Origin of the sequence: Micromonospora sp. AKA38 (genome assembly GCF_027925725.1) — a bacterium.
Taxonomy (GTDB): domain Bacteria; phylum Actinomycetota; class Actinomycetes; order Mycobacteriales; family Micromonosporaceae; genus Micromonospora.
Map to the genome: position 1 here is coordinate 1,369,108 of NZ_BNEI01000005.1, position 23,236 is coordinate 1,392,343.

The 23,236-nt window shown below is 72.7% G+C and carries 21 protein-coding genes; 5 read left to right on the plus strand and 16 right to left on the minus strand.

Going from position 1 to position 23,236, the window contains the following annotated elements; translation table 11 throughout:
• Positions 1-31: 31 nt before the first annotated feature.
• The 14 genes from TPA0908_RS22905 to TPA0908_RS22970 form a co-directional block, all read right to left on the minus strand.
• On the minus strand, positions 32-1,441 hold the full coding sequence (locus TPA0908_RS22905; protein WP_281941124.1) for a GH1 family beta-glucosidase: 1,410 nt from the start codon (positions 1,439-1,441) through the stop codon (positions 32-34).
• 34 nt (positions 1,442-1,475) lie between these two features.
• On the minus strand, positions 1,476-2,483 hold the full coding sequence (locus TPA0908_RS22910; RefSeq protein WP_281941126.1) for an ABC transporter ATP-binding protein: 1,008 nt from the start codon (positions 2,481-2,483) through the stop codon (positions 1,476-1,478).
• Between the two features lie 55 nt (positions 2,484-2,538).
• Entirely contained in the window at positions 2,539-3,573 is a 1,035-nt protein-coding gene (locus tag TPA0908_RS22915) for an ABC transporter permease (protein ID WP_281941128.1), read from the minus strand.
• A 3-nt stretch (positions 3,574-3,576) separates the two neighbouring features.
• The gene (locus TPA0908_RS22920) at positions 3,577-4,554 is read right to left on the minus strand and encodes an ABC transporter permease (protein WP_281941130.1); all 978 of its coding nucleotides are present in this window, start codon (positions 4,552-4,554) and stop codon (positions 3,577-3,579) included.
• Positions 4,551-5,651 (minus strand): ABC transporter ATP-binding protein, encoded by a 1,101-nt coding sequence (locus TPA0908_RS22925; protein ID WP_281941132.1) that lies wholly within the window; start codon positions 5,649-5,651, stop codon positions 4,551-4,553. The genes TPA0908_RS22920 and TPA0908_RS22925 overlap by 4 nt, the downstream gene beginning before the upstream one ends.
• 88 nt (positions 5,652-5,739) lie before the next feature.
• Positions 5,740-7,419, minus strand: a complete 1,680-nt coding sequence (locus TPA0908_RS22930; protein WP_281941133.1) for an ABC transporter substrate-binding protein — start codon at positions 7,417-7,419, stop codon at positions 5,740-5,742.
• 123 nt (positions 7,420-7,542) lie between these two features.
• Positions 7,543-8,544 carry a LacI family DNA-binding transcriptional regulator gene (locus TPA0908_RS22935; RefSeq protein WP_281941135.1) on the minus strand — a complete coding sequence of 334 codons (1,002 nt, stop codon included), beginning with the start codon at positions 8,542-8,544 and terminating at the stop codon, positions 7,543-7,545.
• Positions 8,545-8,768: 224 nt separating this feature from the next.
• Positions 8,769-9,539: an FkbM family methyltransferase gene (locus tag TPA0908_RS22940; protein WP_281941137.1), complete on the minus strand. Its 771-nt coding sequence runs from the start codon at positions 9,537-9,539 to the stop codon at positions 8,769-8,771.
• Between the two features lie 252 nt (positions 9,540-9,791).
• Positions 9,792-10,172 carry a YccF domain-containing protein gene (locus TPA0908_RS22945; protein WP_199199704.1) on the minus strand — a complete coding sequence of 127 codons (381 nt, stop codon included), beginning with the start codon at positions 10,170-10,172 and terminating at the stop codon, positions 9,792-9,794.
• Positions 10,173-10,357: 185 nt separating this feature from the next.
• The gene (locus TPA0908_RS22950) at positions 10,358-13,183 is read right to left on the minus strand and encodes a DUF5682 family protein (RefSeq protein WP_281941140.1); all 2,826 of its coding nucleotides are present in this window, start codon (positions 13,181-13,183) and stop codon (positions 10,358-10,360) included.
• The gene (locus tag TPA0908_RS22955; RefSeq protein ID WP_281941141.1) at positions 13,180-14,292 is read right to left on the minus strand and encodes an ATP-binding protein; all 1,113 of its coding nucleotides are present in this window, start codon (positions 14,290-14,292) and stop codon (positions 13,180-13,182) included. The genes TPA0908_RS22950 and TPA0908_RS22955 overlap by 4 nt, the downstream gene beginning before the upstream one ends.
• A gap of 13 nt (positions 14,293-14,305) precedes the next feature.
• Positions 14,306-15,625, minus strand: coding sequence for a vWA domain-containing protein (locus TPA0908_RS22960; RefSeq protein WP_281941144.1), 1,320 nt, complete (start codon positions 15,623-15,625; stop codon positions 14,306-14,308).
• Positions 15,622-17,019 carry a hypothetical protein gene (locus TPA0908_RS22965; RefSeq protein ID WP_281941146.1) on the minus strand — a complete coding sequence of 466 codons (1,398 nt, stop codon included), beginning with the start codon at positions 17,017-17,019 and terminating at the stop codon, positions 15,622-15,624. Before TPA0908_RS22965 ends, TPA0908_RS22960 begins: the two co-directional genes overlap by 4 nt.
• Positions 17,019-17,489, minus strand: coding sequence for a hypothetical protein (locus TPA0908_RS22970; protein WP_281942660.1), 471 nt, complete (start codon positions 17,487-17,489; stop codon positions 17,019-17,021). Before TPA0908_RS22970 ends, TPA0908_RS22965 begins: the two co-directional genes overlap by 1 nt.
• Positions 17,490-17,735: 246 nt before the next feature.
• On the opposite strand from TPA0908_RS22970, the gene TPA0908_RS22975 reads away from it, so the two are divergent.
• Genes TPA0908_RS22975 through TPA0908_RS22985 form a run of 3 tightly spaced genes read left to right on the plus strand, consistent with a single transcriptional unit; the run spans position 17,736 to position 19,669 of the window.
• Positions 17,736-18,878, plus strand: coding sequence for an acyl-CoA dehydrogenase family protein (locus TPA0908_RS22975; RefSeq protein ID WP_281941148.1), 1,143 nt, complete (start codon positions 17,736-17,738; stop codon positions 18,876-18,878).
• A 9-nt stretch (positions 18,879-18,887) separates the two neighbouring features.
• The gene (locus TPA0908_RS22980; protein ID WP_107156812.1) at positions 18,888-19,103 is read left to right on the plus strand and encodes a DUF433 domain-containing protein; all 216 of its coding nucleotides are present in this window, start codon (positions 18,888-18,890) and stop codon (positions 19,101-19,103) included.
• A 59-nt stretch (positions 19,104-19,162) separates the two neighbouring features.
• Positions 19,163-19,669, plus strand: coding sequence for an Lrp/AsnC family transcriptional regulator (locus tag TPA0908_RS22985; RefSeq protein ID WP_281941152.1), 507 nt, complete (start codon positions 19,163-19,165; stop codon positions 19,667-19,669).
• On the opposite strand, the gene TPA0908_RS22990 is transcribed toward TPA0908_RS22985, so the two are convergent.
• Positions 19,599-20,210 (minus strand): histidine phosphatase family protein, encoded by a 612-nt coding sequence (locus TPA0908_RS22990; RefSeq protein ID WP_281941154.1) that lies wholly within the window; start codon positions 20,208-20,210, stop codon positions 19,599-19,601. The genes TPA0908_RS22985 and TPA0908_RS22990 overlap by 71 nt on opposite strands.
• 158 nt (positions 20,211-20,368) lie before the next feature.
• Between TPA0908_RS22990 and TPA0908_RS22995 the strand changes: the two genes are divergently transcribed.
• Complete coding sequence (locus TPA0908_RS22995) at positions 20,369-20,563, plus strand: CsbD family protein (RefSeq protein ID WP_091057359.1); 195 nt, start codon at positions 20,369-20,371, stop codon at positions 20,561-20,563.
• A 61-nt stretch (positions 20,564-20,624) separates the two neighbouring features.
• Here the strand turns inward: TPA0908_RS22995 and TPA0908_RS23000 are convergent, their stop codons facing one another.
• On the minus strand, positions 20,625-22,031 hold the full coding sequence (locus TPA0908_RS23000; RefSeq protein ID WP_374709240.1) for a KamA family radical SAM protein: 1,407 nt from the start codon (positions 22,029-22,031) through the stop codon (positions 20,625-20,627).
• Positions 22,032-22,174: 143 nt separating this feature from the next.
• Here TPA0908_RS23000 and kdd point away from each other — a divergent pair, with 143 nt between their 5' ends.
• Positions 22,175-23,236: an L-erythro-3,5-diaminohexanoate dehydrogenase gene (gene kdd, locus TPA0908_RS23005; RefSeq protein WP_458575196.1), complete on the plus strand. Its 1,062-nt coding sequence runs from the start codon at positions 22,175-22,177 to the stop codon at positions 23,234-23,236.

Here is a 23,236-nt window from a genome sequence, read left to right on the forward strand (position 1 = left end):
GAAGCTCCGCGTGGCCGCCCCCTACGCCGGATCAGCGCCGCTCGCGCGCTCGCCGGACGGTGTCGCGGTACCACAGCGCGCTGCGCTTCGGGGTGCGGCGCTGGGTGTCGTAGTCCACCCGGACGATGCCGAACCGCTTGTCGTAGCCGTACGCCCACTCGAAGTTGTCCAGCAGCGACCAGGCGAAGTAGCCCCGCACGTCCGCGCCCGCCTGCCGGGCCCGGGCCACCGCCCGCAGGTGCTCGGTCAGGTAGCCGACCCGGTCGTCGTCGGCCACGAACCCCTCCGCGTCCGGCTCGTCGTCGAACGCCGCGCCGTTCTCGGTGATCACCATCGGCACGCCCGGGTAGTCGCGGTGCAGCCGCACCAGCAGGTCGGTGAAGGACTCCGGGACGATCTCCCAGTCCATCGCGGTGCGCGGCAGGTCCCGGCGGACCACCCGGCGCACCGGCCGGCCGTCGTCGTCGCGCTCCCGGCCCTGCTCGTCCACGCCGGAGTGCAGCTGCCCGAAGTAGTAGTTCACGCCCAGCACGTCGATCGGGGTGGCGATGACGTCCAGATCGCCGTCCTCGACCGGGATCCGCACCCCCTCGGCCGCCAGGTCCTCGATCACGTCCTGCGGGTACGACCCGCGCAGCACCGGGTCCAGGTAGAGCCGGTTGCCCAGCCCGTCCGCCGCCCGCGCCGCGTCCCGGTCCGCCGCGCTGTCGGTCGCCGGGTCGGCGGTGGACAGGTTCACGGTCAGCCCCAGCTCGATCGGCGTCTGCGCGACCGCGCGCAGCCGCTGGCTGGCCAGCCCGTGCCCGAGCAGCAGGTGGTGCGCGGCGGCGATGCCGTCACCCAGGTTCCGCCGGCCGGGGGCGTGGTCGCCGTAGGCGTACCCGAGCATCGCCGAGCACCACGGCTCGTTCAGCGTGGTCCAGGTGCGGACCCGGTCGCCGAGCGCGGCGAAGACCAGCTCCGCGTAGTCCGCGAAGCGGTACGCGGTGTCCCGGTTCGGCCAGCCGCCGGCGTCCTCCAGCTCCTGCGGCAGGTCCCAGTGGTAGAGCGTCACCCACGGGTCCACGCCGCGGCCGAGCAGCTCGTCCACCAGCCGGTCGTAGAAGCCCAACCCGGCCGCGTTGGCCGGCCCGCGCCCGCCCGGCTGCACCCGCGGCCAGGCCACCGAGAACCGGTAGGTGTCCAGCCCCAGGTCGGCGATGAGCGCCACGTCCTGCGGCATCCGGTGGTAGTGGTCGCAGGCCACGTCGCCGTGGTCGCCGTTGGCCACCGCTCCCGGGACCCGGCAGAAGGTGTCCCAGATCGACGGCGTGCGACCGTCCTCGGCCACCGCGCCCTCGATCTGGTACGACGACGTCGCCACCCCCCACCGGAAGGTCGGCGGCAGCGTGTCGATCGGGTCGGCCTGATCGACGCTCGGGCGGTTGAGGTCGGTGTCCATGGTTCTCCTCGCGGTAGCGGTGGGCTCGGACTTCTCAGCGGGGCAGGGGGGCGACGGCCGGGTGCAGCCAGCACGCGACGGCCCTGGTCGGATCGTCGACACCGGGTGGGCCCAGCACCGGCAGGCGCTCGTCGCACGGCGTGAACGCCTTCGGGCAGCGCGGGTGGAACGCGCAGCCGGCCGGCATGGCGCGCAGGTCCGGTGGGGAGCCGGGGATGCCGGTCAGCTCCCGGCGCGGCCCGTGCAGCGCCGGGAACGAGTGCAGCAACCCCTCGGTGTACGGGTGCAGCGGCTCGGCGTACAACCGGGCGGCGGGCGCCTCCTCGACGATCCGGCCGCCGTACATGATGGCGATCCGGTCGGAGAACTCCACCAGCAGCGACAGGTCGTGGGTGATGAACAGCACCGCGAAGCCGAGCCGTTCGCGCAGCTCGGTGAGCTGGCCGAGGATCTGCCGCTGCATCACCACGTCCAGCGCGGTGGTCGGCTCGTCCATGATGACCAGTTGCGGCTCCAACGCCAGCGCCATGGCGATCATGACGCGTTGCCGCATGCCACCGGAGAGCTGGTGCGGGTAGCTGTCCAGCCGGTCGGCGGCGATCCCGACCAGCCGCAGCAGGTCCTTCGCGCGGGCCAGCCGGCCGGCGGCGGTGCTCCTCGGCTCGTGCGCCTTGATCACGTCGAGGAGCTGGGTGGAGACCCGGTGCACCGGGTTGAGCGAGTTCATCGCGCCCTGGAACACGATCGACGTCTCCGCCCAGCGGAACTCGCGCAGCCGGGCGGGGCTCAGCGTGAGCACGTCCACCGGCGGGCCGTCGGTCGGGTGGTAGATCACCTGGCCGCCGCTGACCACGCCGGGTGGCGGCAGCAGCCGGGTCAGCCCGTACGCCAGGGTGGACTTGCCGCTCCCGCTCTCCCCGGCCAGGCCGAGCACCTCGCCGCGGTGCAACGTCAGGTCCACGTCGCGGACCGCCCGCACCGCGTCCGCGCCGACGCCGTAGTCGACGCACAGTCCCCGGATCTCCAGCACCTGGTCGCTCACCTGAGCCTCCCTTCGTTCGCGACTGCGGGGCTCCGCTCTGCTGCACTCCTCGCGCTCACGGCTCGACGTCCTTTCGGGTGTCCTGCATCTCGACGGGGGCCGCCGTCGGGGCCAGCACGGGGGTGAAGCCGACCCGCATCCGGACGGTCCGGCCGTCCGCGGTGCGGATCCGGGTCCGACCGCCGGTGCGCAGCCGAGGGCTGACGAACTCGTCGATGCCGAAGTTGATCAGCGCGAGCGCGGTGCCGAGCAGCGCGATGGCCAGCCCGGCCGGCACGAACCACCACCACGCGCCCTGCGCGAGCGCCTGCTGGCCCTGGGCCCAGAACAGGATGGTGCCCCAGTTCCAGGAGCTGACCGACGAGATGCCGATGAACGCCAGGGTGATCTCCGACATCACCGCGAAGATCACCGTGCCGACGAAGCCGGAGGCGATGATCGCGGTCAGGTTCGGCAGGACCTCGAAGCCGATGATCCGCCAGGTCCGCTCGCCGTTGGCCCGCGCCGCCTCGACGTAGTCGCGGCGCCGCAACGACAGCGTCTGGGCGCGCAGCACCCGGGCGCCCCACGCCCACGACGTGAGCCCGATGATCAGCGCGACCAGCAGGTCACCGGCCTGGTCGACGAGCGACGCCACGATGATGATCAGCGGCAGCGCCGGGATCACCAGGAACACGTTGGACAGCGCGGAGAGGCCCTCGTCGGCCGCGCCGCCCAGGTAACCGGCGGTCACCCCGATCAGCACGGACAGGATCGTGGCCAGCACGCCGGCGATCAGGCCCACCACCATCACGCTGCGCGCGCCCACCAGGATCTGGCTGAAGATGTCCTGCCCGAGGTGGGTGGTGCCGAACCAGTGCCGGGTCGACGGCGCCTGGAGCACGTCCGCGCCTCGCGCGTCCGGGTCGTACGGCGCGATCCACGGCCCGATGACCGCCAGCAGCACGTACACGCCGAGGATGGCCAGGCCGGTCGCGGCCTTGGCGTTGGCCACGAAGCGGAACCGGCGGCGCCGCGCCCGGGCCGACGGCTGCGCCATCGCGCCCTGGCCGGGGATGACCTGCTCGATGCTCGACGGGGAGATTGTCATCGCTCAGCTCTTTCGGGTCCGCGGGTCGAGGAGCAGGTACGCGACGTCGGCGAGCAGGTTCGCCACCAGCACCGAGATCGTGATGATCAGGAAGATGCCCTGCATGAGCGGGTAGTCCTTGCTGCCGACCGCCTGGAAGAGCTGGAACCCCAGGCCCGGATAGGAGAAGACGATCTCCACCAGCAGCGTGCCGCCGACGATGAAGCCCAGCGACAACGCGAAGCCGGAGACGTTGGGCAGCAACGCGTTGCGCGCGGCGTAACTGAGCGCCACCCGGCGCTCGGAGAGCCCCTTGGCGTGCGCGACCGTGATGTAGTCCTCGCTGGCGACGGTGACCATCATGTTGCGCATGCTGAGGATCCAGCCGCTCATCGAGGAGACCAGGATGGTCGCCGCGGGCAGGATGCTGTGCTGGAGCGCGCTCGGGATGAAGTACGCGTCGAACGCCGGCACCAGCCCCGGCTCGTAGCCGCCGGAGGAGGGGAAGAAGCTGCCCGGCCCGGCGAACAACGCGATCGCCACCAGACCCAGCCAGAAGTAGGGGATCGAGGAGAGGAACGTGGTGGCCGGCAGCAGCCCGTCGATCCACGAGCCGCGCCGCCAGCCGGCGCCCACGCCCAGCGCGGTGCCGAGCAGGAAGCTGACCACCGTGGTGACGCCGACCAGACCGACCGTCCACGGCAGGCTGCTCCCGATCACCTCCGACACCGGCGCCGGGAAGAACGTGAACGACAGGCCCAGGTCGCCGTGCAGGAGTTGCCCCCAGTAGGCGACGTACTGCTCCCACAGGTTGCGGTCGGAGTCCAGCCCGAACAGCACCCGCAGCGAGGCGATCGCGTCGGCGCTGATCCGACCCTGGTTACGGGAGATCAACGACTGCACCGGGTCGCCCGGCACGATCCGGGGGATGAAGAAGTTGAGCGTGATCGCCGCCCAGGCGGTGAACAGGTAGAAGGCCACCCGTTGCAGCAGGAACCTCATCGGGCCGCCTCCTCGCGCGGGCCGTGGCCGGCGTGCTCGTCGGCGACGGTGGCCCCGTCGAACAGCCAGCAGGCCGCCCAGTGCCCGGGCCGGTCGTCGATCGGGATCGGCGGCGGCAGGTCGGTGGCGCACCGGGGCATGGCGTGCGGGCAGCGCGGATGGAACCGGCAGCCGGCCGGCGGGCGGATCAGGCTCGGTGGCTCGCCGTGGTCCGGCCCGGCCGCCGCGACAGCGTCGGCGCCCGCGCCGGTGATCCGCTCCGGGTCCGGCGCCGAATCGATCAACAACCGGGTGTACGGGTGCGCCGGCCGCTGGGTGACCGTCTCGCTGTCGCCGCCCTCGACCATCCGGCCGGCGTACATGACGATCGTCTCGTCGGCGAAGTAGCGGGCCGAGGCGATGTCGTGGGTGATGTAGAGGATGGCCAGGTTCAGCCGGTCCTTGAGGTCCTGGAGCAGGTTGAGCACGCCGAGGCGGATCGAGACGTCCAGCATGGAGACCGGCTCGTCGGCGAGCAGCACCTCCGGGTCCGCGCCGAGCGCCCGGGCGATGGCGACGCGCTGGCGCTGGCCGCCGGACAGCTCGTGCGGGAACGCGTCGAGGTAGCGCTCGGGCGGGGTGAGGCTGACCCGGGTGAGCAGGTCGGCCAGCGCCTTCTCCAGCCCGTCCGCGCCGTCGCCGGCGTTGCCGTGGATGCGCAGCGACCGGGTGAGGTGGTAGCGCACGGTGTGCACCGGGTTCAACGAGGCGAACGGGTCCTGGAGGATCAACTGCACCCGGCGCACGTACGCCCGGAAGCGCCGGCCGCCGCGGACCCGGGTCGGGACGCCGTGCAGCCGGATGTCGCCGGCGGTGCGCGGATAGAGCTGGGCCAGCAGCCGGGCCACCGTGGACTTGCCGGAGCCGGACTCGCCGACCAGCGCGGTCACCCGGCCGCGGCGCAGCGCGATCGAGACGTCGTCGACGGCGTGCACCACCGCCGAGGTCCGGGAGAGGAGGTCGCGCAGCCGCCGGCGGACCGGGAAGTGCTTGGTCAGGCCGACGGCCTCCAGCACCACCTCGTCGGCCGGCGCCGGGGCGCTCTCGGTCGTCGTCATGCCGAATTCCTGTCTGGGGTTGCCGGGGTGAGGGGCGGGCGTCGTCTCCCCGGCCGGCTCGTCCGCCGGCCGGGGAGACGACGCCGGGTCAGCCGGCGGTCGGCTTGAGGTGCAGCACCACGTCCACCGCGTTGGGCTGGGTGGGCTGGAGCGCGCCGTACGGGTTCGAGTCGTCCGGCCAGCCGGTCCAGTTCTTCGTGCTGTACGCGCCGCCGATGTTGTCCGCGCCGACCGGGATCATCGGCACCTGCTCGACGAAGATCTTCTGGAGCGTGGCGAGCGCGGTGGTGCGGGCGGCGTCGTCGGTGGCGTTGGCGTACGCGACCAGGGCGTCGGTCGCCGTCTTGTCGTCGAAGCGGCCGAAGTTGCCGGCGGGCGAGGCGGTGCCGATCGGCTTGAGTACCCGGCCGTCCATGATCGTGCGGTAGATGTCGTACGGCGTCGCGCCGCTCTCGGTCCACCGGAACGTGGCGTCGAAGTTGCCCTGCTCCACGTTGCGGAACCAGGCGTCCTGGTTGGCCTTGTCGATGGTCGCCGCGATGCCGATCTTCGACAGGTTGTCCTTCACGATCTCCAGGCTGGTCTGGTAGTCGGACCAGCCGGCCGGGTCGGTGAGCTTGATCGTCACCGGCTTGCCGCCCTTGTCCTTGAGCGTGGTGCCGTCGAGCTTGTAGCCCGCGCCGGTGAGCAGCGCCTTGGCGCCCTCGACGTCGACCTTGTGCTCCTGGCCCTTGTACTCCGCCGCGATGAACGGGTCGCCGGCCGGGCTGGGCAGCCCGGTCACGCTCTTCACCTCGGGGTGGAAGTACGCGGCCTCGGCGGTGGTGAAGATGTCCGCGCGGTCGACGACCATGTTCATCGCCTTGCGCAGCGTCGGGTCGTCGAACGGCTTCTTCGTGGTGTTCAGGTAGAGGCCGTGGATGCCCAGCACCGGCGGCGCCCACACCTTGTGGTTCTTCTGGTCCTTGGCCACGAACACGGTCTGGTAGTTGGGGATGAAGACGAAGCTCCACTCCGACTCGCCGTTGGCCAGCGCGGTGGTCTGCGCGCTGTTGTCCGTGTACGAGGTGAAGCGCAGCTCCTTCACCTTCGGCGCGTCCTGCCAGTAGCCCTTGTCCCGTACGGTCAGCGTGGTGGTCGCCGGCGTGAACGACTTGAGCGTGTACGGGCCGCTGCCGACCGGCTGCTTCACCGGGTCGGTGGTCGGGTCGGCGATCTTCTCCCAGAGGTGCTTGGGCACGATCGGCACCCGCCACAGCACCTTCTGCTGGTTGACGAACTGCGGGCTGGACATCGAGATGGTGACCTCGTTGCCGGTCGCGACCGCGTCCGTGTAGGGCACGCCCTGGTCGTTGAGCGCCGGGAACTTCTTGACCAGGTTGTAGGTGAACGCCACGTCCTCGGCGGTGACCTTCTGCCCGTCCGACCAGGTGGCGTTGTCACGGATGGTGACCTTGACCGACTTGTAGTCCGCCGACCACTCGGCCTTGCTGGCCAGCCACGGCTTGAACGGGTCCGCCGGCTTGACCGGGTTCCACATCATCAGCGGCTCGTAGATCTGCCAGCGGTAGCCCAGCGACGCCGCGGCCGAGGTGGTCAGGAACGGGTTGTTGTTCTCCGCCTGCGGGCCGTTGGGCATGCCGACGTTCAGCACGGTCGCGGCCTGGCCGCTCTTCTTGTTCGCGTTCGGGCTGTCGCCGCACGCGGCGACCGTGGTGGTGACCATCGCGCCGGCCAGCGCGACGGCGAGGAGGTGCCTTCTTCTCATGGAGGTCTCCCTCGGTGGTCCCGCATGTCCTCGGGCGGGATGTGGTGGATGGAGGGTGTGCGGTGGTGCCACCGGCGGGCGGGGCCCGCCGGTGTGGTCGCCGGGTTCGGCGGGGGTGACTGCTCAGGTGACGCGGGTGGAGGCGCGGGCGGCGAAGCCGGTGGGGATGACGGTCGGGGTGTCCGGCAGCGGCGTGCCGGTGAGGTGGGCGATGAGGAGCCGGGCGGCGGCCGCGCCCATCTCCCGTAGCGGCTGGTGCACCGAGCTGAGCGGCGGGTGGGTGTGCCCGGCCAGCGGCAGGTCGTCGAAGCCGACCACCGCCACGTCCTGTGGGACGCGGCGGCCGGCGTCGCGCAGCGCCTGGAGCGCGCCGGCGGCGGAGAGGTCGTTGTGCGCGAAGACCGCGTCGAACGGCACGCCGTCGGCGAGCAGCCGGCGCACCGCCGCGCGCCCGCACTCGAACGTGAAGTCGCCCTCCACCACCCGAGCCGGCTCGATGGGTACGCCGGCGTCCGCGTAGCCGCCGGCGAAGCCGGCGAGCCGTTCGCGGGTGCAGCCGAACCGGCGCAGCCCGGTGATGACGAGCGGTCGTCGGCGTCCGAGCGCCAGCAGGTGCGCGGCGGCGGCCCGCGCGCCGGCCTCGTTGGTGGTCCGCACCGACGGGAAGCCGGGCTGGTGACCGCGGTCGTCGATCAGGATCACCGGCAGGCCGCGGCGGTGCAGCCCGGTGATGTAGTCCAGGGTGCCCTCGGGTTCGACCACGAGCAGGCCGTCGAAGGACTTCGCGGAGACCTGGGAGGCGAAGCGGCGCATCGACTCGTCGCCGTGGGTGCAGGTGAACAGCAGCATGCCGTAGCCGGCGGCCTCGACCGTGTCGGCCGCGCCCTGGAGCACCTCGCCCATCCACGGCCAGGTCAGCGCCGGCACCAGCATGCCGACCACCCGGGTACGCCCCCGGGCCAGGCCGACCGCGCGGGCGCTGGGCACGTAGCCGAGGTCGCTGATCACGGCGCGGACCCGGTCGGCGGTGCGGATGTGCACCTCGCCCTTGCCGTTGAGCACGCGCGAGACGGTCGTCTTGCTCACCCCGGCCCGGGTGGCGACGTCGGCGATGGTGATCGGCACGTGACGCTCCCGGGTCGCAGGGGTGAGGGGGATGTTTCGGAACCGGTTGCGGTAGCGGTTCCGTGGCAGTCAACCGAAGTGGCGCCGGTCACGTCAATAACGGGCAGATAACAAACCATGGCTAAGTTCGAGCCCTGAAAAAAGCGGCGGGGCAGCGGATCGGTGGATCAAGCCGGTGAGCAGCGTCGATTCGATGTCGGAGCGGTTGTCCGAGTGGACCGCCGTCAGCTCCGCGCGTACACGTCGCCGGCGTTCGCCTCGTGCGGCACCGCGCACAGGTACGCCGCCACCTCGGCGGCCGACCGCCAGCCGGGCAGCGCGAATCCCATCTCGTCGCCGAGCGCCACGGCGAACCCGGTGAAGCCCAGCGCGGTGAGTCGGTCCAGGCAGCGCCCGGCCAGGTCCCGTGCGATGGTGGTGAACTCGAACGACAGCGCCGGCACCGGCCGGCTCAGCCCGGCCAGCACCGCGTCCTCGAAACCCTCCACGTCGATCTTGATGAACGCCGGCACGCCGTGCTCGGCGAGGAGGGCGTCCAGGGTGGTGCCGGCCACCTCGATCTCGGCGTCCCAGGTCTCACCCGCCCAGCCGGCGGCCTGCCCGGCGGCCCGGACGAAGCCGGGGGAGGCGGTGGAGACGGTCGGATTGGCGGAGTTCACGTGCAGCCGCACCGGTCCGGTGGTCCGCCCGCAGGCCGCCTCCACCACGGTGACCGCCTCGTCGCCCGCGTGCAGGGCGCGCAGCACCCGCGCGCAGAGCGGCTGCGGCTCCACGGCCACCACCCGGGCGCCGAGCCGGCGGAAGCTGGCCAGCCGGTCACCCACGTGCGCGCCGATGTCGAGGACCAGGTCGCCGGCGCGCACCAGCGGCCCGTAGAACGCGTCCAGCGCGGCCTCGCGGGCCCGGTCACCGTGGTAGAAGTCCAGCGAACGACGCAGCCCGGCGAGCGCCGGATCCGCCTTGAGCGCCTCGATCACCCCGTCCCGACCCCCCACCTCACCGACCGTAGTCATCCGTGGTGGAACGCGAACCGCATTCGGCCGTTCTACCGACCACACTATCCTCCTAGGATGCTTTAGCGGGTGTGACCCGTCGGCGGCCTCCAGCGGGTCGCCCGCCCCGGGATGGTGCTGCTCCTGGCTGTCGGACACCGCCAGCCGTGGCGGCCCCTGAGTCGTTTCCGCCACCAGCGCGAAAGGGACCGACCAGGAGGAGCGGGTGCTGCCCGGCGGGCGGGAACGGCCCGGTCAGGGCGTCTCGACGACCTCCTGGCCGAGCGGCCACAGCGCGGCCGGGACCAGCTTGAAGTTGGCCACCCCGAACGGGATACCGATGATCGTCACGCAGAGCGCGACCCCGGCGAGGATGTGCGACAGGGCGAGCCACCAGCCGGCCAGCAGCACCCAGAGCACGTTCGCCAGCCCGGACGGGACGCCGGCGCCCGGCTTCGGCACGAGCGTGCGCCCGAACGGCCACAGCGCGTACGAGGCCAGGCGCAGCGAGGCCACGCCGAACGGGATGGTGACGACCAGGACGAAGCAGATCAGGGCGGCCACGCCGTAGCCCAGGGCCAGGACGATGCCGCCGCCGAAGACGAGCCACAACAGGTTCAGCAGGAAGCGGATCACCACTCCATGGTGCCCGCCGCCGGCAACCGGCCCGAACCGCGGCGGGGATCGGGTTACCGTCGGGTCGCGGCCCGGTCGGCCGCGCGGAGAGGAGCACGCCGTCATGGAGCCGTCGACCGAGGGCGTCACCCGCACCGAGTTGCAGCGCGCCCACGCGTACTTCGTGGACGACAGCCGGCCCCTGGTCACCCCTTACTGACCTCGGGCCGGTCCGGCGTCAGCAGGGCCACCACGGCGACGGCGGTGTCCGGATGCGCGGCGAGCAGCGGCGAGCCGCCGCCGGTCGGCTGTTCGGGCCCGGTGGGGGAGCGCCACGGCGCGTCGCAGCCGAGCAACGCGGCCACCGCGTCCAGCGCGTCCGGGTGGGCGACCAGCATGCCGGCCACCGGGCCAGCCTGGGTCGGCGGCGGTGCCGCCGTGGGCGCGGCGGGTGCGGCGGCCCACGGCGGTGTCCAGGCGTCCAGCTCGGGCAGCGTGGCGGGGAAGGTGCGTTCCGCCTCCCGGACCAGCAGCGGCACCAGCTCCGGGCCGTGCTCCCGCAGCGTGGTGATCAGGGTGGGCAGCCACGGCAACAGCACGGGGTCCGGCAGCCCGGCGAACGCGGCCGACATGGTCTCCACCACGAACGGCGCCAGCCCCGGCACCGGATCGAGGGCGTGCACGAACCCGGACAGGTACTGCGGGAACGCCGGCACCACAAGCGGGTTGCCCAGCAACTCGGCGCAGTGCTCCCGGAGTTGGGCCAGCGGCAGCAGGCCGAGCTGGTGGCGGGCGGCCCAGAGCAGTGCCAGCTTCGCCGGCGCCTCGGGGTGAGCCTGGGCGACGGCCAGTTCGAGCTGGGACCGGTCGCAGCCCAGCGACAGCGCGAGGCTCTCCATGTGGAACAGGAAGCCGAGCATGGCGCCGACCTGGCGGACGCCGGTGGCCTCGTCGACGAACGCGGTGGGCAGCAGCGTGCAGTAGTGGGCGTACCCGGTGGTGACGAACGCCTGACACCAGGCCGGCAGCGTCGGCGCGGTGGTGCGGTGGTGGGCGAGCAGCCGCCGGATGCGGCGCAGCACCTCCGGCGCGTCGTCGACGGTGCGTTCGGCCGCGAGCAGCTCCACCGCCCGCGCGCCGAGTTCGTCGACCAGCCGGGGACTGTCGAGCAGGCGGATGGCGTCCTCGACGGCGGCGAGCGCGCGGGCGGCGGTGGCGTCCGGGCCGCGGACCGCGCGCCGCAGCCGTTGCTCCAGCACCTGCTCGACGGTGACGCCCTCGTAGCCCAGCTCGATGAGGGCGCGTTGGTTGCGGCCGAGGGCGAGGTCCCAGCTCTCCTGGGTGGAGCGGTGGCCGAGGCGGCGCTCGCCCATGATCGGGCGGACCGCGTCGGCGGGCAGCAGGTGGCGCAGCATCCAGAGCAGGTCGGAGCAGGGTTCCAGCGCCGGGTCGGCGCGCAGGTCGAGCAGCGCCCGCTGCACGGTACGCCGCTCCAGGTCGAGCCCGAGTGGGCGGAGCCGGTCGAGCACGTCGCGGGCCAGCGGCGGCAGCGAGTCGTATCCGACCTGGCCGACGCGGTCGCCGCCGAGCAGGATCTCGCAGAGCCGGCGGACGTCGCGTCGGCCCGGCACCACGTCCTTCTCGATGCAGGTGACCGCGGCGTCGGCGAAGTCGTAGGGGGTCGGCTTGGCCCGGTTGCGCAGGTTGGCCAGCAGGATCGAGGTCTCGAACACGGCGATCGCGTCGGCGGTGCTGGCGAGGTAGCCGTTGCGGCGGGCGAGTCGGACGATGTCGACGCACCAGCCGCGCAGTTCCGCCTCGTCCAGCGCGTCGAGCGCCGGTGGCGCGGCCAGGAAGCCGCTGAGCCGGTCGGCGGTCTCGTCGGGCGGGGTGGCCGTCGGGGTCGCCCGGGTACGGCGGCCCTTCTTGCCGGTCTGCTGTCCGGCCAGCCGGTACGGCGTGAGCCGGGTGCGGCCGACCGCGGCGGCCCAGTTCGCGGCCGCGATGGAGACGGTGCCGGGGGCGAGGCCGAACTGCGCCTCGATGGCGGAGTGGCTGGACGGGATGAGGCCGTAGCGCCAGCGGGTGCCGGTGCGGGGGCTGATCGGGAAGTCCGGGGCGGTGGAGTCGAGGCCGAACTGTTCGACGTGGCTGGCGGCGTGGAACGCGCCGCAGACGTAGAGGCAGTCGGCCGGGTCGGCGCCGGAGGCGGCGAGGTGCTGGCGCATCCGCGTCCACATGTGGCGTTCCCGGTCCTCGTCGCGGTCGTCGCGGGCGGACCGGGTGGGGCGCAGGCGCCGGAACAGGCTGCCGATCAGCACCATGACCTGCCGGTAGGTGTCGTGGTCGGCGTCGGCGAGGGGGCGTTCGACGTACTGGTCCCACCACTCCGACCAGTGCCGGACCTTGCCGTGGTGCAGCAGGTGGGCTTCCAGTTCGGCGAAGCGGGGGCGCAGGTCGCCGATCTCCACGCCGACCGCGTCGCCGTGCAGCGCGGCGTCCTCGTCGGCGGCCGGCGTCGGGTCGGGGTCGGCCGGCTGGTCGTCGCGCGGGGTCCACTGGAAGACGTGGTCGGTGGAGCGGTCCACCAGCACCAGCTCGACGCCGGGCGTGTCCAGCGCGTACGCGATGGCCTGGTATTCCGCGGAGGCCTCGGTGATCGGGGCGATGACGCTCAGCGGGCTCCACTCGGCGGGGAAGCCGTCGAGTTCGGTGGCGAACGCCTGCACGGCCACCGGGAGGCGGCAGTTGCGCAGCTCGTCGAGCAGGGGGCGCAGGTCCTCGCAGAGTTCGAGGTAGATGACCCTGGGTGGGCGGGCGCGTAGTCGCCGGGCCATGGCCAGCGCGGACGCGGGGGAGTGGTGGCAGACCGGGAAGATCTCCAGCCGTTCGCCGAGGGCCCGGTCGACGTCGTCGACCATGCCGGCGAGGATCCCGGCGAGCGCGTCGGGGGACTCGGCGAATGCGGCGGCGGCGTCGGTGAGCTGCTCGCGCAGCGCGCCGAAGAGGCCGGTCCGGGCGGGTGCGGTCATGACAGCGACGCGATCGCCTGGCGGCCGCCGTCGAGGAAGCCGTCCCACTCGCCGCCGTCGGCCTTGGCCCGGGGCTCGACGACGCCGTGCAGGTACTTGTTGAGGATGGCCAGGTCCTCCGGGCTGCGTCGGGCCAGCGAGCCGACCAGCGACCCGGCGAGCGTCCCGGCGCGCAGGGTGCGGTCGCCGAAGAACTGGCTGTGCAGGACGGCGTCCTCCAGCACGCCGATCTGCTCGGCGGTGGACAGCGCCGACTCGAGCTTCTCGTCGTCGCTGGTGGCGGCGGACGCGGCGGCGCGCAGGTCGGCGAAGCTCTGCAGCAGGATGTCGAGCAGGGTGGGCGGGACCTCCAGCTCGATGCGGTGCCGGCGCAGCAACTCCTCGGTGCGGAAGCGGACGATCTCGGCTTCGCTGCGCTTGTTGGTGACCACCGGGATGCGGACGAAGTTGAACCGGCGCTTGAGCGCGGAGGAGAGGTCGTTGACGCCCCGGTCGCGGCTGTTCGCGGTGGCGATGATCGAGAAGCCGGGCTGGGCGAAGACGATGTTGTCCTGGTCCAGCTCGGGGATGGCGACGTACTTCTCGGACAGGATGGAGATGAGGGCGTCCTGCACGTCGCTGGTGGAGCGGGTGAGTTCCTCGAAGCGGCCGATGACGCCGCGCTCCATCGCGGTCATGATCGGCGAGGGGATCATCGACTCGCGGGACTGGCCGCGGGCGATGACCATGGAGACGTTCCACGAGTACTTGATGTGGTCCTCGGTGGTGCCGGCGGTGCCCTGCACGACGAGCGTGGAGTTGCCGCAGATCGCGGCCGAGAGCAGCTCGGCGAGCCAGCTCTTGCCGGTGCCGGGGTCGCCGATGAGCAGCAGGCCCCGGTCGGAGGCGAGCGTGACGATGCTGCGTTCGACGAAGCTGCGGTCGCCGAACCACTTCTGCGGGATCTCCCGCTCGAGGCCGTCGGCGCGTTCGGAGCCGAGCACGAACAGCCGGACCATGCGGGGACTCAGGCGCCAGGAGAACGGCTTCGGCCCGGTGTCGACCGACTCGAGGTAGGCCAGCTCGTCGGCGTAGGTGACCTCGGCGGGGGCGCGGAGCATGTCGGACATCAGGGGTGCTCTCCTAGGTGAGGAAGTTCTTCAGCTCGACGACGAGCTTGCGGATGTGGCCGGAGATGACGGGGGTGCCCAGGTCCTTCAGGCGTTGCCGGAACCAGGGGTTGACGCTCTGGTTGCCGGAGCTGTTGACGGAGCCGACCGGGATGAACTTCACCCCGGAGCGGTGCACGGCCTCGATGCCGTCGAACAGCGGCTGGGAGCGGTCGAACTCGTAGAAGTCGGAGATCCAGACCAGGACCGTGTTGCGGGGCTCGACGATCTTGGGGCGGGCCAGTGCCATGGCGACCGGGCCGTCGTTGCCGCCGCCGAGGTTGGTGCGCAGCAGCACCTCGAACGGGTCGTGCACCCACGGGGTGAGGTCCAGCGCCCGGGTGTCGTACGCGATGAGGTGCACGTCGACCTTGGGCAGCCCGGCGAAGATGGAGGCGAGGATGGTGCAGTTGACCATCGAGTCGACCATCGAGCCGGACTGGTCGACCACCACGATGAGCCGGGACGGCGTGGTGCGCCGCGCGGTCTGCCGGTAGTAGAGCCGGTCGACGTAGAGCCGTTCGTCGTCGGGGCTCCAGTTGGTGAGGTTCTGCCAGATCGTGCGGTCGAGGTCGAGGTTGCGGAAGACCCGCTTGGGCGGCACCGAGCGGTCGACCGCGCCGACGGTGGCCTGCGCGACCTGGGTGCGCAGCACCTCGGCGACCTGGTCGACGTAGCGGCGGATCAGTGACTTGGCGTTGGCCAGCGCCACCCCGGACAGGTTCGACTTGTCGCGCAGGAGCTGCTCGATCAGGGACATGCTCGGGGTGAGCCGGGCGGCCAGCGCCGGGTCGGCGAGCACCTCCCGCAGGCGCATCCGGCGGACCAGGTCGCCCTCCAGGCCGGCGAGTGTGGCGCCGAGACCGGCCCCGCCGCGGCGCAGCTCCCCGGGGGCGACGCCGCAGGCCTGCTCGAACCAGCCGGCGTCGGCCTGCCAGCGGGCCAGTTGCCCTGCGCTGACCTCGCCGGCGCCGGTGGCGAACACGTTGAGCAGCAGCTTCGAGGCCAGCGCGGCCCGGCGTACCTCGGTCTCGGTGGGCTCGAACGGGCCGGCCGGGGCGTCGGGGTCGGGGGTGAGCAGGTCGCGCAGCTCGTCGGCGAGCGCCGGGAAGCGCTGGACGACGGTGTCGACGGAGACGGCCGGGTCCAGCAGCGCGGTGGGCAGGTCGAGGTCGTCGACGACGGCGACGCTGGCGGATTCCAGCGCGGGCTGCTCGTCGGGGTGGAACAGGCGGGCGAGCAGTCGCCAGTAGAGCACCTGGCGGCGGTTGGCGTGGTCGCGGTCGGCGGTCATCGGCGCAGCAACCTTCCGGCGCGTTCGCGCAGCACGGCCACCGCGTCGCCGGCCCGCGCCTCGGCCTTGGCCACCTTCGGGTCGGTGACGCCGCACGCCCAGTCGCCGTTGTGCGCCTCGACGGTCTGCCGTTTGACGGTGGCCCGCACGGCGAGTGGTTGCAGCAGCCAGCGGTCGTCGTCCCAGCGGAGCAGGCCGAGGCACGCGGTGGCGGCGTTGAGAAGCGCGGGGGTGAGCGGCCCGGCGGCGGGCAGCCGGTCGACGGCCAGCGGGATCGTCCGGCCGTCGAGCGCGACCACCGGGTCACCGTCGTCGTCGCGGACGACGCGGCCCTCGACCAGGACCGGTTCGGCGAGCGCGGCGGGATGGCGTTGCAGCGGCGGGGTGGCCGGCGCGGTCGCGTCGGCGAGCAGCACCCGGGCGGTGGCGAACGGGTCGGCGGGGTCGCCGAGCACGGCGCGCTCCTCGACCCAGTGCAGGTCGCCGCCGTGCGCGGGCAGGTCGGTGACGGTCACGGCCCGCCGCTCGGCGAGGGCCTTGAGCAGCACCGGGTACGCCTCCAGCAGCCGCCAGCCGGCCGGGCCGACGATGGTGGCGACCTTGGCCGCGACGACGGTGACCCGGACCAGCCGGCCCGGACCGCCGCCGGCCGGTTCGAGCAGGGCGTGCAGCTGCGCCTGGAACGCGGTGTCGTGCTCGTGCACGTCGACGCCGAGCGGCAGCAGCCGGCCGGACACCGTCTCCGCCGGGGCGGCCTCGGTGGCGGCGCCGGCGGCGAGCAGCACGGCCCGGGTCCACAGGTCGGCCCACCGGCGGGTGGGCACCGGCGTCGCGGCGGTGACCGGCAGGCCGGCGCGCAGCTCGGCGGCGAGACCGTCGAGCAGCACCGCGAGGCGGCGCTGGGAGGGCTCGGCGAGCGTGGCCTCCACCGGCCCGGCGGCGCCGGAGAGCAGCTCGTGGTCGGCGCCGCGCCAGCCGGCGAGCGTCAGCTCGTGCAGCCAGGCGCGCGCCCCGGCCAGGGCGGGGGTGGCGCCCGGCGCGGCCGACGGCGCGGTGGGCCACGGGGCGCGGGAGCGGTGCAGCGCGGTGTCGAGCCGGTCCAGCAGCGCGTCGTGGACGGCGCCGAGCAGCGCGGCGCGGGCGCCGGCGAGGACGGCCAGGTGGTCCTCGGTGAGCGCGCCGGTGGTCGCGGCGCGCACCGCCTCGGCGGCGCGGTCGGCCAGCGGGGTGCCGTCGACCGCGGCGGCCAGCGCCGCCCAGGCGGCGGCGTCCGGCTCGCCCGGACGGGCCAGGCCGCGGGTCAGCGAGTCGTCGATGCCGTCGACGACGGCGAGTGCCTCGGCCAGCCCGGCGGGTGCGCCGTCGTCGAGCTGGGTGAGCTGCGCGGCGAGCATCAGCGCACCCCCGCGGTGGCCGGGAACCAGTGCAGCTCGGGCACCGGCGCGGTGCTCGGCGGGACCTCCAGGTAGGCCAGGTGGCGCAGGAAGCGGCTGAACACCACCGCCGCCGGCCCGGGCTCGTGCCGCGCGTCGGTGCGGGCCAGCAGCGCGACCCCGCTGTCGACGCCGTCGCCGGCGTCGATGCGCAGGTAGCGGGCGACCTGCTCGACGCCGTACTGGAGCACGGCCTCGTCGGCCAGCGCGTGCAGGTGCTTGCAGAGCAGGCTGCCGCGCAGGCCGCCGCAGGGGCGGTTGTTGTTGGTGCTGCAGTTGACCGCGTGGCTGCCGGCGGTCACCGAGGAGACGTAGACCCGCTCCACGTCGGACCCGCTGGACACCACCCCCTGCAACCGGCCGTCGGCCAGCTCCACGAAGGGCACCTTGGCCAACTTGCGGGCCCGCGCCGGGGGCGCGACCCGCAGCACGCTCCGTCGTCGCCGTGCGGCGTCCGTCGGCTCCGTCATCGTTTCGACCTTCCCGCCGGTGGGCGTCGCCGGGCACGCCGGGACGCCGTCGCCGGCCCGTGCTCCGTGCCGCTGTGACGACAAGGATCATGAACCACGGGTACGACAGCGACACGGACTCCCACCGCCGCCCAAACGACCGTTAAGCTGGCAGGGTCCGGACCCGGACGCCGCACCGGCTCACCCACCCCTGGAGCTCATCGCGTTATGAACGTCGACCGGATCCTGCCCACCGACGAGGCACACGACCTGCTGGAGCTCGCCACCGAGCTCGCCGACCGGGAGTTGGCGCCGAAGGCCGCCGGCTTCGAGGAGCGGGCCGAGTTCCCCCGGGACGTGCTGCGCACACTGGGCCGGGCCGGCCTCCTCGGCCTGCCGTACGCCGAGGAGCACGGCGGCGCCGCCCAGCCGTACGAGGTCTACCTCCAGGTGCTGGAGATCCTCGCCAGCCGGTGGCTGGCCGTGGCCGAGGCGGTCAGCGTGCACACGCTGTCCTGCTACCCCCTCGCGCAGTTCGGCACCGACGAGCAGCGCAAGCTGCTGCCCGACATGATCGGCGGGGAGCTGCTCGGGGCGTACTGCCTCTCCGAGCCGCAGGGCGGGTCGGACGCGGCGTCGCTGACCACCCGGGCGGTCCGCGACGGCGACGACTACGTGGTGACCGGCACCAAGGCGTGGATCACCCATGCCCGGGTCGCCGACTTCTACAACATCTTCTGCCGCACCGGCGGGCCCGGCCCGAAGGGCATCTCCTGCCTGCTGGCCGAACGGGCCACGCCCGGCATCGCACCGCAGGCCGCCGAGCGCACCATGGGCCTGCACGCCTCCCCGGTCGCGCAGATCGCGTTCGACGACGCCCGGGTGCCGGCCGAGCGGCTGATCGGCGGCGAGGGCGCCGGCTTCACCATCGCCATGTCGGCGCTGGACTCCGGCCGCCTCGGCATCGCCGCCTGCGCGGTCGGCCTGGCGCAGGCCGCGCTGGACTACGCGGTCGACTACGCGCGCCAGCGGCAGCAGTTCGGCCGCGCCATCGTCGACTTCCAGGGCCTCGGCTTCATGCTCGCCGACCACGCCACCGGCATCTCCGCCGCCCGGGCGCTGCTGTTGGCCGCCGCGCGGCTGCGCGACGCGGGCCGGCCGTACTCGATCGAGGCGGCGAAGGCGAAGCTGTTCGCCACCGACCTGGCGATGCGGGTGACCACCGACGCGGTGCAGGTGCTCGGCGGCGCCGGCTACGTCGCCGACCACCCGGTCGAGCGGTACATGCGCGAGGCGAAGGTGTTGCAGATCGTCGAGGGCACCAACCAGATCCAGCGGCTGGTCATCTCCCGGGCCCTGGCGAAGGGCTAACCTGTCGCGGTGACCTTCCCCCGGATCACCGCCGACCCCGACGTGATGGGCGGGGCGCCCTGCGTGCGGCAGTCCCGCGTCCCGGTGGCCACGCTGCTGGCCATGCTGGCCGACGGCATGTCCGTCACGGACATCCTCACCGATCTGCCGTTCCTCGACGAGGAGGACATGGTGGAGGTGCTGAACTACGCCGCCGACGCGGTCCGCGACCGCACGGCCCGCTGAGCGTCACCGCGGCGAGGCGGGTACGGCGTGGGAGCGCTATCTCCGGTAGGTTGCAGCGCGTGGAGGAGATCGACCGCGCGATCGTGGCCGCGCTGACCGGGGACGGTCGCCTGTCGTACACGGATCTGGCCGAGCGGGTGGGCCTGTCGGTGTCCGCCGTGCACCAGCGTGTCCGCCGGCTGGAGCAGCGCGGCGTGATCAAGGGGTACGCCGCCCGCGTGTCGTTCGAGGCGCTGGAGCTGCCGTTGACCGCCTTCGTGGCGATCCGGCCGTTCGACCCGTCGCAGCCCGACGACGCGCCGGAGCGGCTGGCCCACCTGCCCGAGATCGATTCCTGCTACTCGGTCGCGGGGGAGGATTTCTATCTCCTGCTGGTGCGGGTGGCCGGCCCGGCCGACCTGGAACGGCTGCTGCAGGAGATCCGCATCGCCGCGAACGTCACCACCCGCACCACCGTGGTGCTGTCCACGCCCTACGAGAACCGGCCGCCGAAGATCAGTGGCGAGCTGCCTGGTCGGGGCCGTCCCCGGTCGTCGTCGGAGCCGGCAGGTTCCACCGCTGGATGACCCGCCGGCCGTGCTCGTGACCGAGCACGCTGAGCGTGGCGGTGTCCAGCCGCAGCAGCCCGCCGGCCGACGGCGGCAGCCCGATCCAGCGTGCCCCGAGCACCCGCAGGCTGTGGCCGTGCCCGACCAACGCGACGGTGCCGTGCTCCAGCAGCGGCACGACCCGGTCGAGGACCCGGTCCAGGCGGGCGCCGACGGCGTCCGGTGACTCCCCGCCGGGGCCGCCGTCGGTCCAGATGCTCCAGCCCGGTCGTTCCTCCTGGATGGCCGCGGTGGTGCGGCCCTCGTACTCGCCGTAGTTCCACTCGGCCAGCTCGGGGTCGGTGGCGTCGACGGTGAGCCCGGCCAGCAGCGCGGTGCGGGTGGCCCGCTGCCGGGGGCTGGACAGCACCCGCACGAAGCGTCGGCCGGCGAGCAGGGGAGCGAGCGCGCGGGCCTGCCGCTCGCCGTCGGCGGTCAGCTCCAGATCGGTGTACGAGGTGTGCCGGTGGCTGGCGCTCCAGGTGGTCTCGCCGTGCCTTACCAGCAGGATCTCGTTCATCGGCTCAGTCAACCACGCGGGGACTCGACCCGCCCGGCACCCACCTTCACCCTATTGTCCTAGGACGCTTTAGGCGTGGTGTGCCACCACACGTGTTTGCGATCCGACGCACCGGGGACGCGACAGGAGGAACGCGCAGCCCAGACGAGGAGGGCGACATGAGCTTCACCGACAAGGCGAAGAACAAGGCCCAGGAGATGAGCGGCATGGCCAAGGAGCGCATCGGTGACGTGACCGACAACGAGCGGTTGCGGGCCGAGGGCGCCAGCGAGCAGAGCACGGCGCGCGCCAAGCAGGCCGGGGAGAACGTGAAGCAGGCCGGCCGCGACGTCAAGGACGCGTTCGAGAAGTGACGACGGACGACGGCGGGCCACCGGGACTCCGGTGGCCCGCCGTCGGGTGTGCGTCGGTGGGTCAGTCGTCGCGGTGGGCGTGCCACCAGGACTGGCCGGCCTCGGGCAGCGTGTCGATCGGGTCGTAGTAGGCGTAGCGCTTGTTGAGCGCCTCCAGGTCGGCGGACTCGATCGAGGTGCGGTAGTTCTTCGTCCAGTACGAGATGCCACGCTCACGGTCGTAGTCGGTGAGCATGTGCACCCAGCGCTTGCCGACGAACGGCACGTCGCAGACGATGCGCGGGGTGGCGTAGCCGGGCAGGTAGCCCATGATGTCGTGCTGGAGCTGCTGGGCGTGCCAGACCGGGACCCGCCAGTGCTCGGCGTTGGGGATCATGTCGCACATGTAGAAGTAGTACGGCAGGATGCCCGTCTCGCCCTGGAGCGCGAAGCAGAGGTCGAGCAGGTCGGCGCTGGTGGCGTTGACGCCGCGCATCAGCACGCCCTGGTTGCGGACGTCGCGGACGCCGACGTCGAGGGCGGTCTGGGCGGCCCGGGCGACCAGCGGGGTCAGCGACTGGGCGTGGTTGACGTGGGTGTGGATGGCGAGGTTGACGCCGCGCCGGGCGGCGGTGCGGGCGACGCGTTCGAGGCCCTCCACGACGTCGGGCTGGAGCCAGTGCTGGGGCAGGCCCATCAGGGCCTTGGTGGCGAGCCGGATGTCGCGGATGGTTTCGATCTCCAGCAGGCGCATGAGGTAGGACTCAAGGTTGCGCCAGGGCACGTTGGCGACGTCGCCGCCGGAGACGACCACGTCGCGTACGCCGGGATGGGCCTTGAGGTAGGCGATGTGGGCGTCGTAGCGGTCGACGGGCTTGAGCGTCAGCTTGAGCTTGTCGACGGCGGGGGTGGAGTTGCCGACGAGGTCCATGCGGGTGCAGTGACCGCAGTACTGCGGGCACGTGGAGAGCAGCTCGGCGAGGACCTTGGTGGGGTAGCGGTGGGTGAGGCCCTCGGCGACCCACATGTCGTGTTCGTGGAGGCTGTCGCGGCTGGCGTAGGGGTGCGAGGGCCAGTCGGTGCGCCGGTCGGAGGCGACCGGGATCATGTAACGGCGGATCGGGTCAGCGAGCAGCGCCTCGGTGGTCATGGGCGCGAACGGCACCATCGTGTTGATCATTTGTGGCGGCACCAGCATGGACATGGTGGCCAGGGCCTTCTGGTCCGCTTCGAGGTCGGCGTAGAAGGTCTCGTCGACGGTGTCGCCGAGGACGGCGCGGAGCTGCTTGATGTTCTTGACGCAGTTGACGCGCTGCCACTGGGCGTTCTCCCACTGTTCGCGGGTGACGTGCCGCCAGCCGGGGAAGCGGGTCCAGTCGGGTTCGACCAGGGGGGCGCGCCGATATTCGTAGGGCTGTCCGGCGGCGGGGACGGCGACCGGCGTGGAGCGGGGCGTCGGGATGGTCTCCACCGGTTGGGTCTGGGTCACGGCCCCTCCTCGTCTGCGGTGCGGGTTGATCAACCTTGCGAAGGCTACTGGAAAATCTGCGGTGAAGAAATTAGTCTGCCGTAAGTTTTCCCGCGACGCGAACCCCACCCCGGGGTTCGGGCGGCTGGACGTAGGGGGTCGGCGTGACGTCACCGGTGGGTCTGCACCGAGTCGTGGAACCGGCGGGGGTGCTGCCGCAGGCGGCCTGGCGGCTGGACGCCGACCCGCGGATCGCGGCGAACGAGGTGCGGATCCGGGTGGAGCGGCTGAACCTGGACGCGGCGAGTTTCCGGCAGCTGGCGGAGAAGCACGGCGGGGACGGCGAGAAGGTCCGCGCCGAGGTGCTGGAGATCATCTCGACCCGGGGGAAGATGCAGAATCCGGTGACCGGGTCCGGGGGGATGCTGATCGGCACGGTGGAGGAGGCGGGCCGGCGGTCCCCGCTGGGGCTGCGCGCGGGCGACCGGGTGGCCACGCTGGTGTCGTTGACGCTGACGCCGTTGACGATCTCCGACGGCCTGGAAAGGTGGGACGGGCGCAGCGAGCAGGTGCCGTGTGACGGGTACGCGATCCTGTTCGCCCGGTCGATCGCGGCGGTGCTGCCGGCGGATCTGCATCCGGAGCTGTCCCTGGCCGTGCTGGACGTGTGCGGGGCGCCGGCGTTGACGGGGCGGGTGGTGGCCGAGCAGGTGGCGCGGCGGGCCCGGGAGGGTGACGCGCGTCCGGTGTCGGTGGCGGTGATCGGTGGGGCCGGCAAGAGCGGGTCGTTGTCCCTGGCGGCGGCGCGGCGCGCGGGCGCGGGTCGTACGGTCGGGGTGGTGCCGGTGGCGGCGGAGCGGGACGCGCTGACGGCGGCCGGGTTGGCCGACGCGGTGGCGCTCGCGGACGCGCGGGATCCGGTGGGGTTGTCGTCGGCGGTGACCACGGCGTTGGGGGTGCCGGCGGACGTGACGGTGGTGTGCGTGGACGTGCCGGGTTGTGAGCACGGCGCGGTGTTGGCCACGGCGGACGGCGGGACGGTGATCTTTTTCTCGATGGCGACGAGTTTCGCGGCGGCGGCGTTGGGCGCGGAGGGTCTGGCGGCGGACGTGACGATGCTGGTGGGGAACGGGTTCGTGCCGGGGCACGCGGAGCTGGCGTTGGAGTTGTTGCGGTCCGAGCCGGGGGTGCGTGGTCTGTTCGAGGCGCGGCTGGCGGCAGACTGA

Bases quoted from the DNA above. Each gene is read 5' to 3' on its own strand.
- TPA0908_RS22960 (WP_281941144.1), bottom strand. From the start codon at position 15,625: ATGACCGCCGACCGCGACCACGCCAACCGCCGCCAGGTGCTCTACTGG.
- TPA0908_RS22950 (WP_281941140.1), bottom strand. From the start codon at position 13,183: ATGACCGCACCCGCCCGGACCGGCCTCTTCGGCGCGCTGCGCGAGCAG.
- TPA0908_RS22915 (WP_281941128.1), bottom strand. From the start codon at position 3,573: ATGACAATCTCCCCGTCGAGCATCGAGCAGGTCATCCCCGGCCAGGGC.
- TPA0908_RS22930 (WP_281941133.1), bottom strand. From the start codon at position 7,419: ATGAGAAGAAGGCACCTCCTCGCCGTCGCGCTGGCCGGCGCGATGGTC.
- TPA0908_RS22955 (WP_281941141.1), bottom strand. From the start codon at position 14,292: ATGTCCGACATGCTCCGCGCCCCCGCCGAGGTCACCTACGCCGACGAG.
- TPA0908_RS22975 (WP_281941148.1), top strand. From the start codon at position 17,736: ATGAACGTCGACCGGATCCTGCCCACCGACGAGGCACACGACCTGCTG.
- TPA0908_RS22965 (WP_281941146.1), bottom strand. From the start codon at position 17,019: ATGCTCGCCGCGCAGCTCACCCAGCTCGACGACGGCGCACCCGCCGGG.
- TPA0908_RS22905 (WP_281941124.1), bottom strand. From the start codon at position 1,441: ATGGACACCGACCTCAACCGCCCGAGCGTCGATCAGGCCGACCCGATC.
- TPA0908_RS22920 (WP_281941130.1), bottom strand. From the start codon at position 4,554: ATGAGGTTCCTGCTGCAACGGGTGGCCTTCTACCTGTTCACCGCCTGG.
- TPA0908_RS22925 (WP_281941132.1), bottom strand. From the start codon at position 5,651: ATGACGACGACCGAGAGCGCCCCGGCGCCGGCCGACGAGGTGGTGCTG.
- TPA0908_RS22990 (WP_281941154.1), bottom strand. From the start codon at position 20,210: ATGAACGAGATCCTGCTGGTAAGGCACGGCGAGACCACCTGGAGCGCC.
- TPA0908_RS22995 (WP_091057359.1), top strand. From the start codon at position 20,369: ATGAGCTTCACCGACAAGGCGAAGAACAAGGCCCAGGAGATGAGCGGC.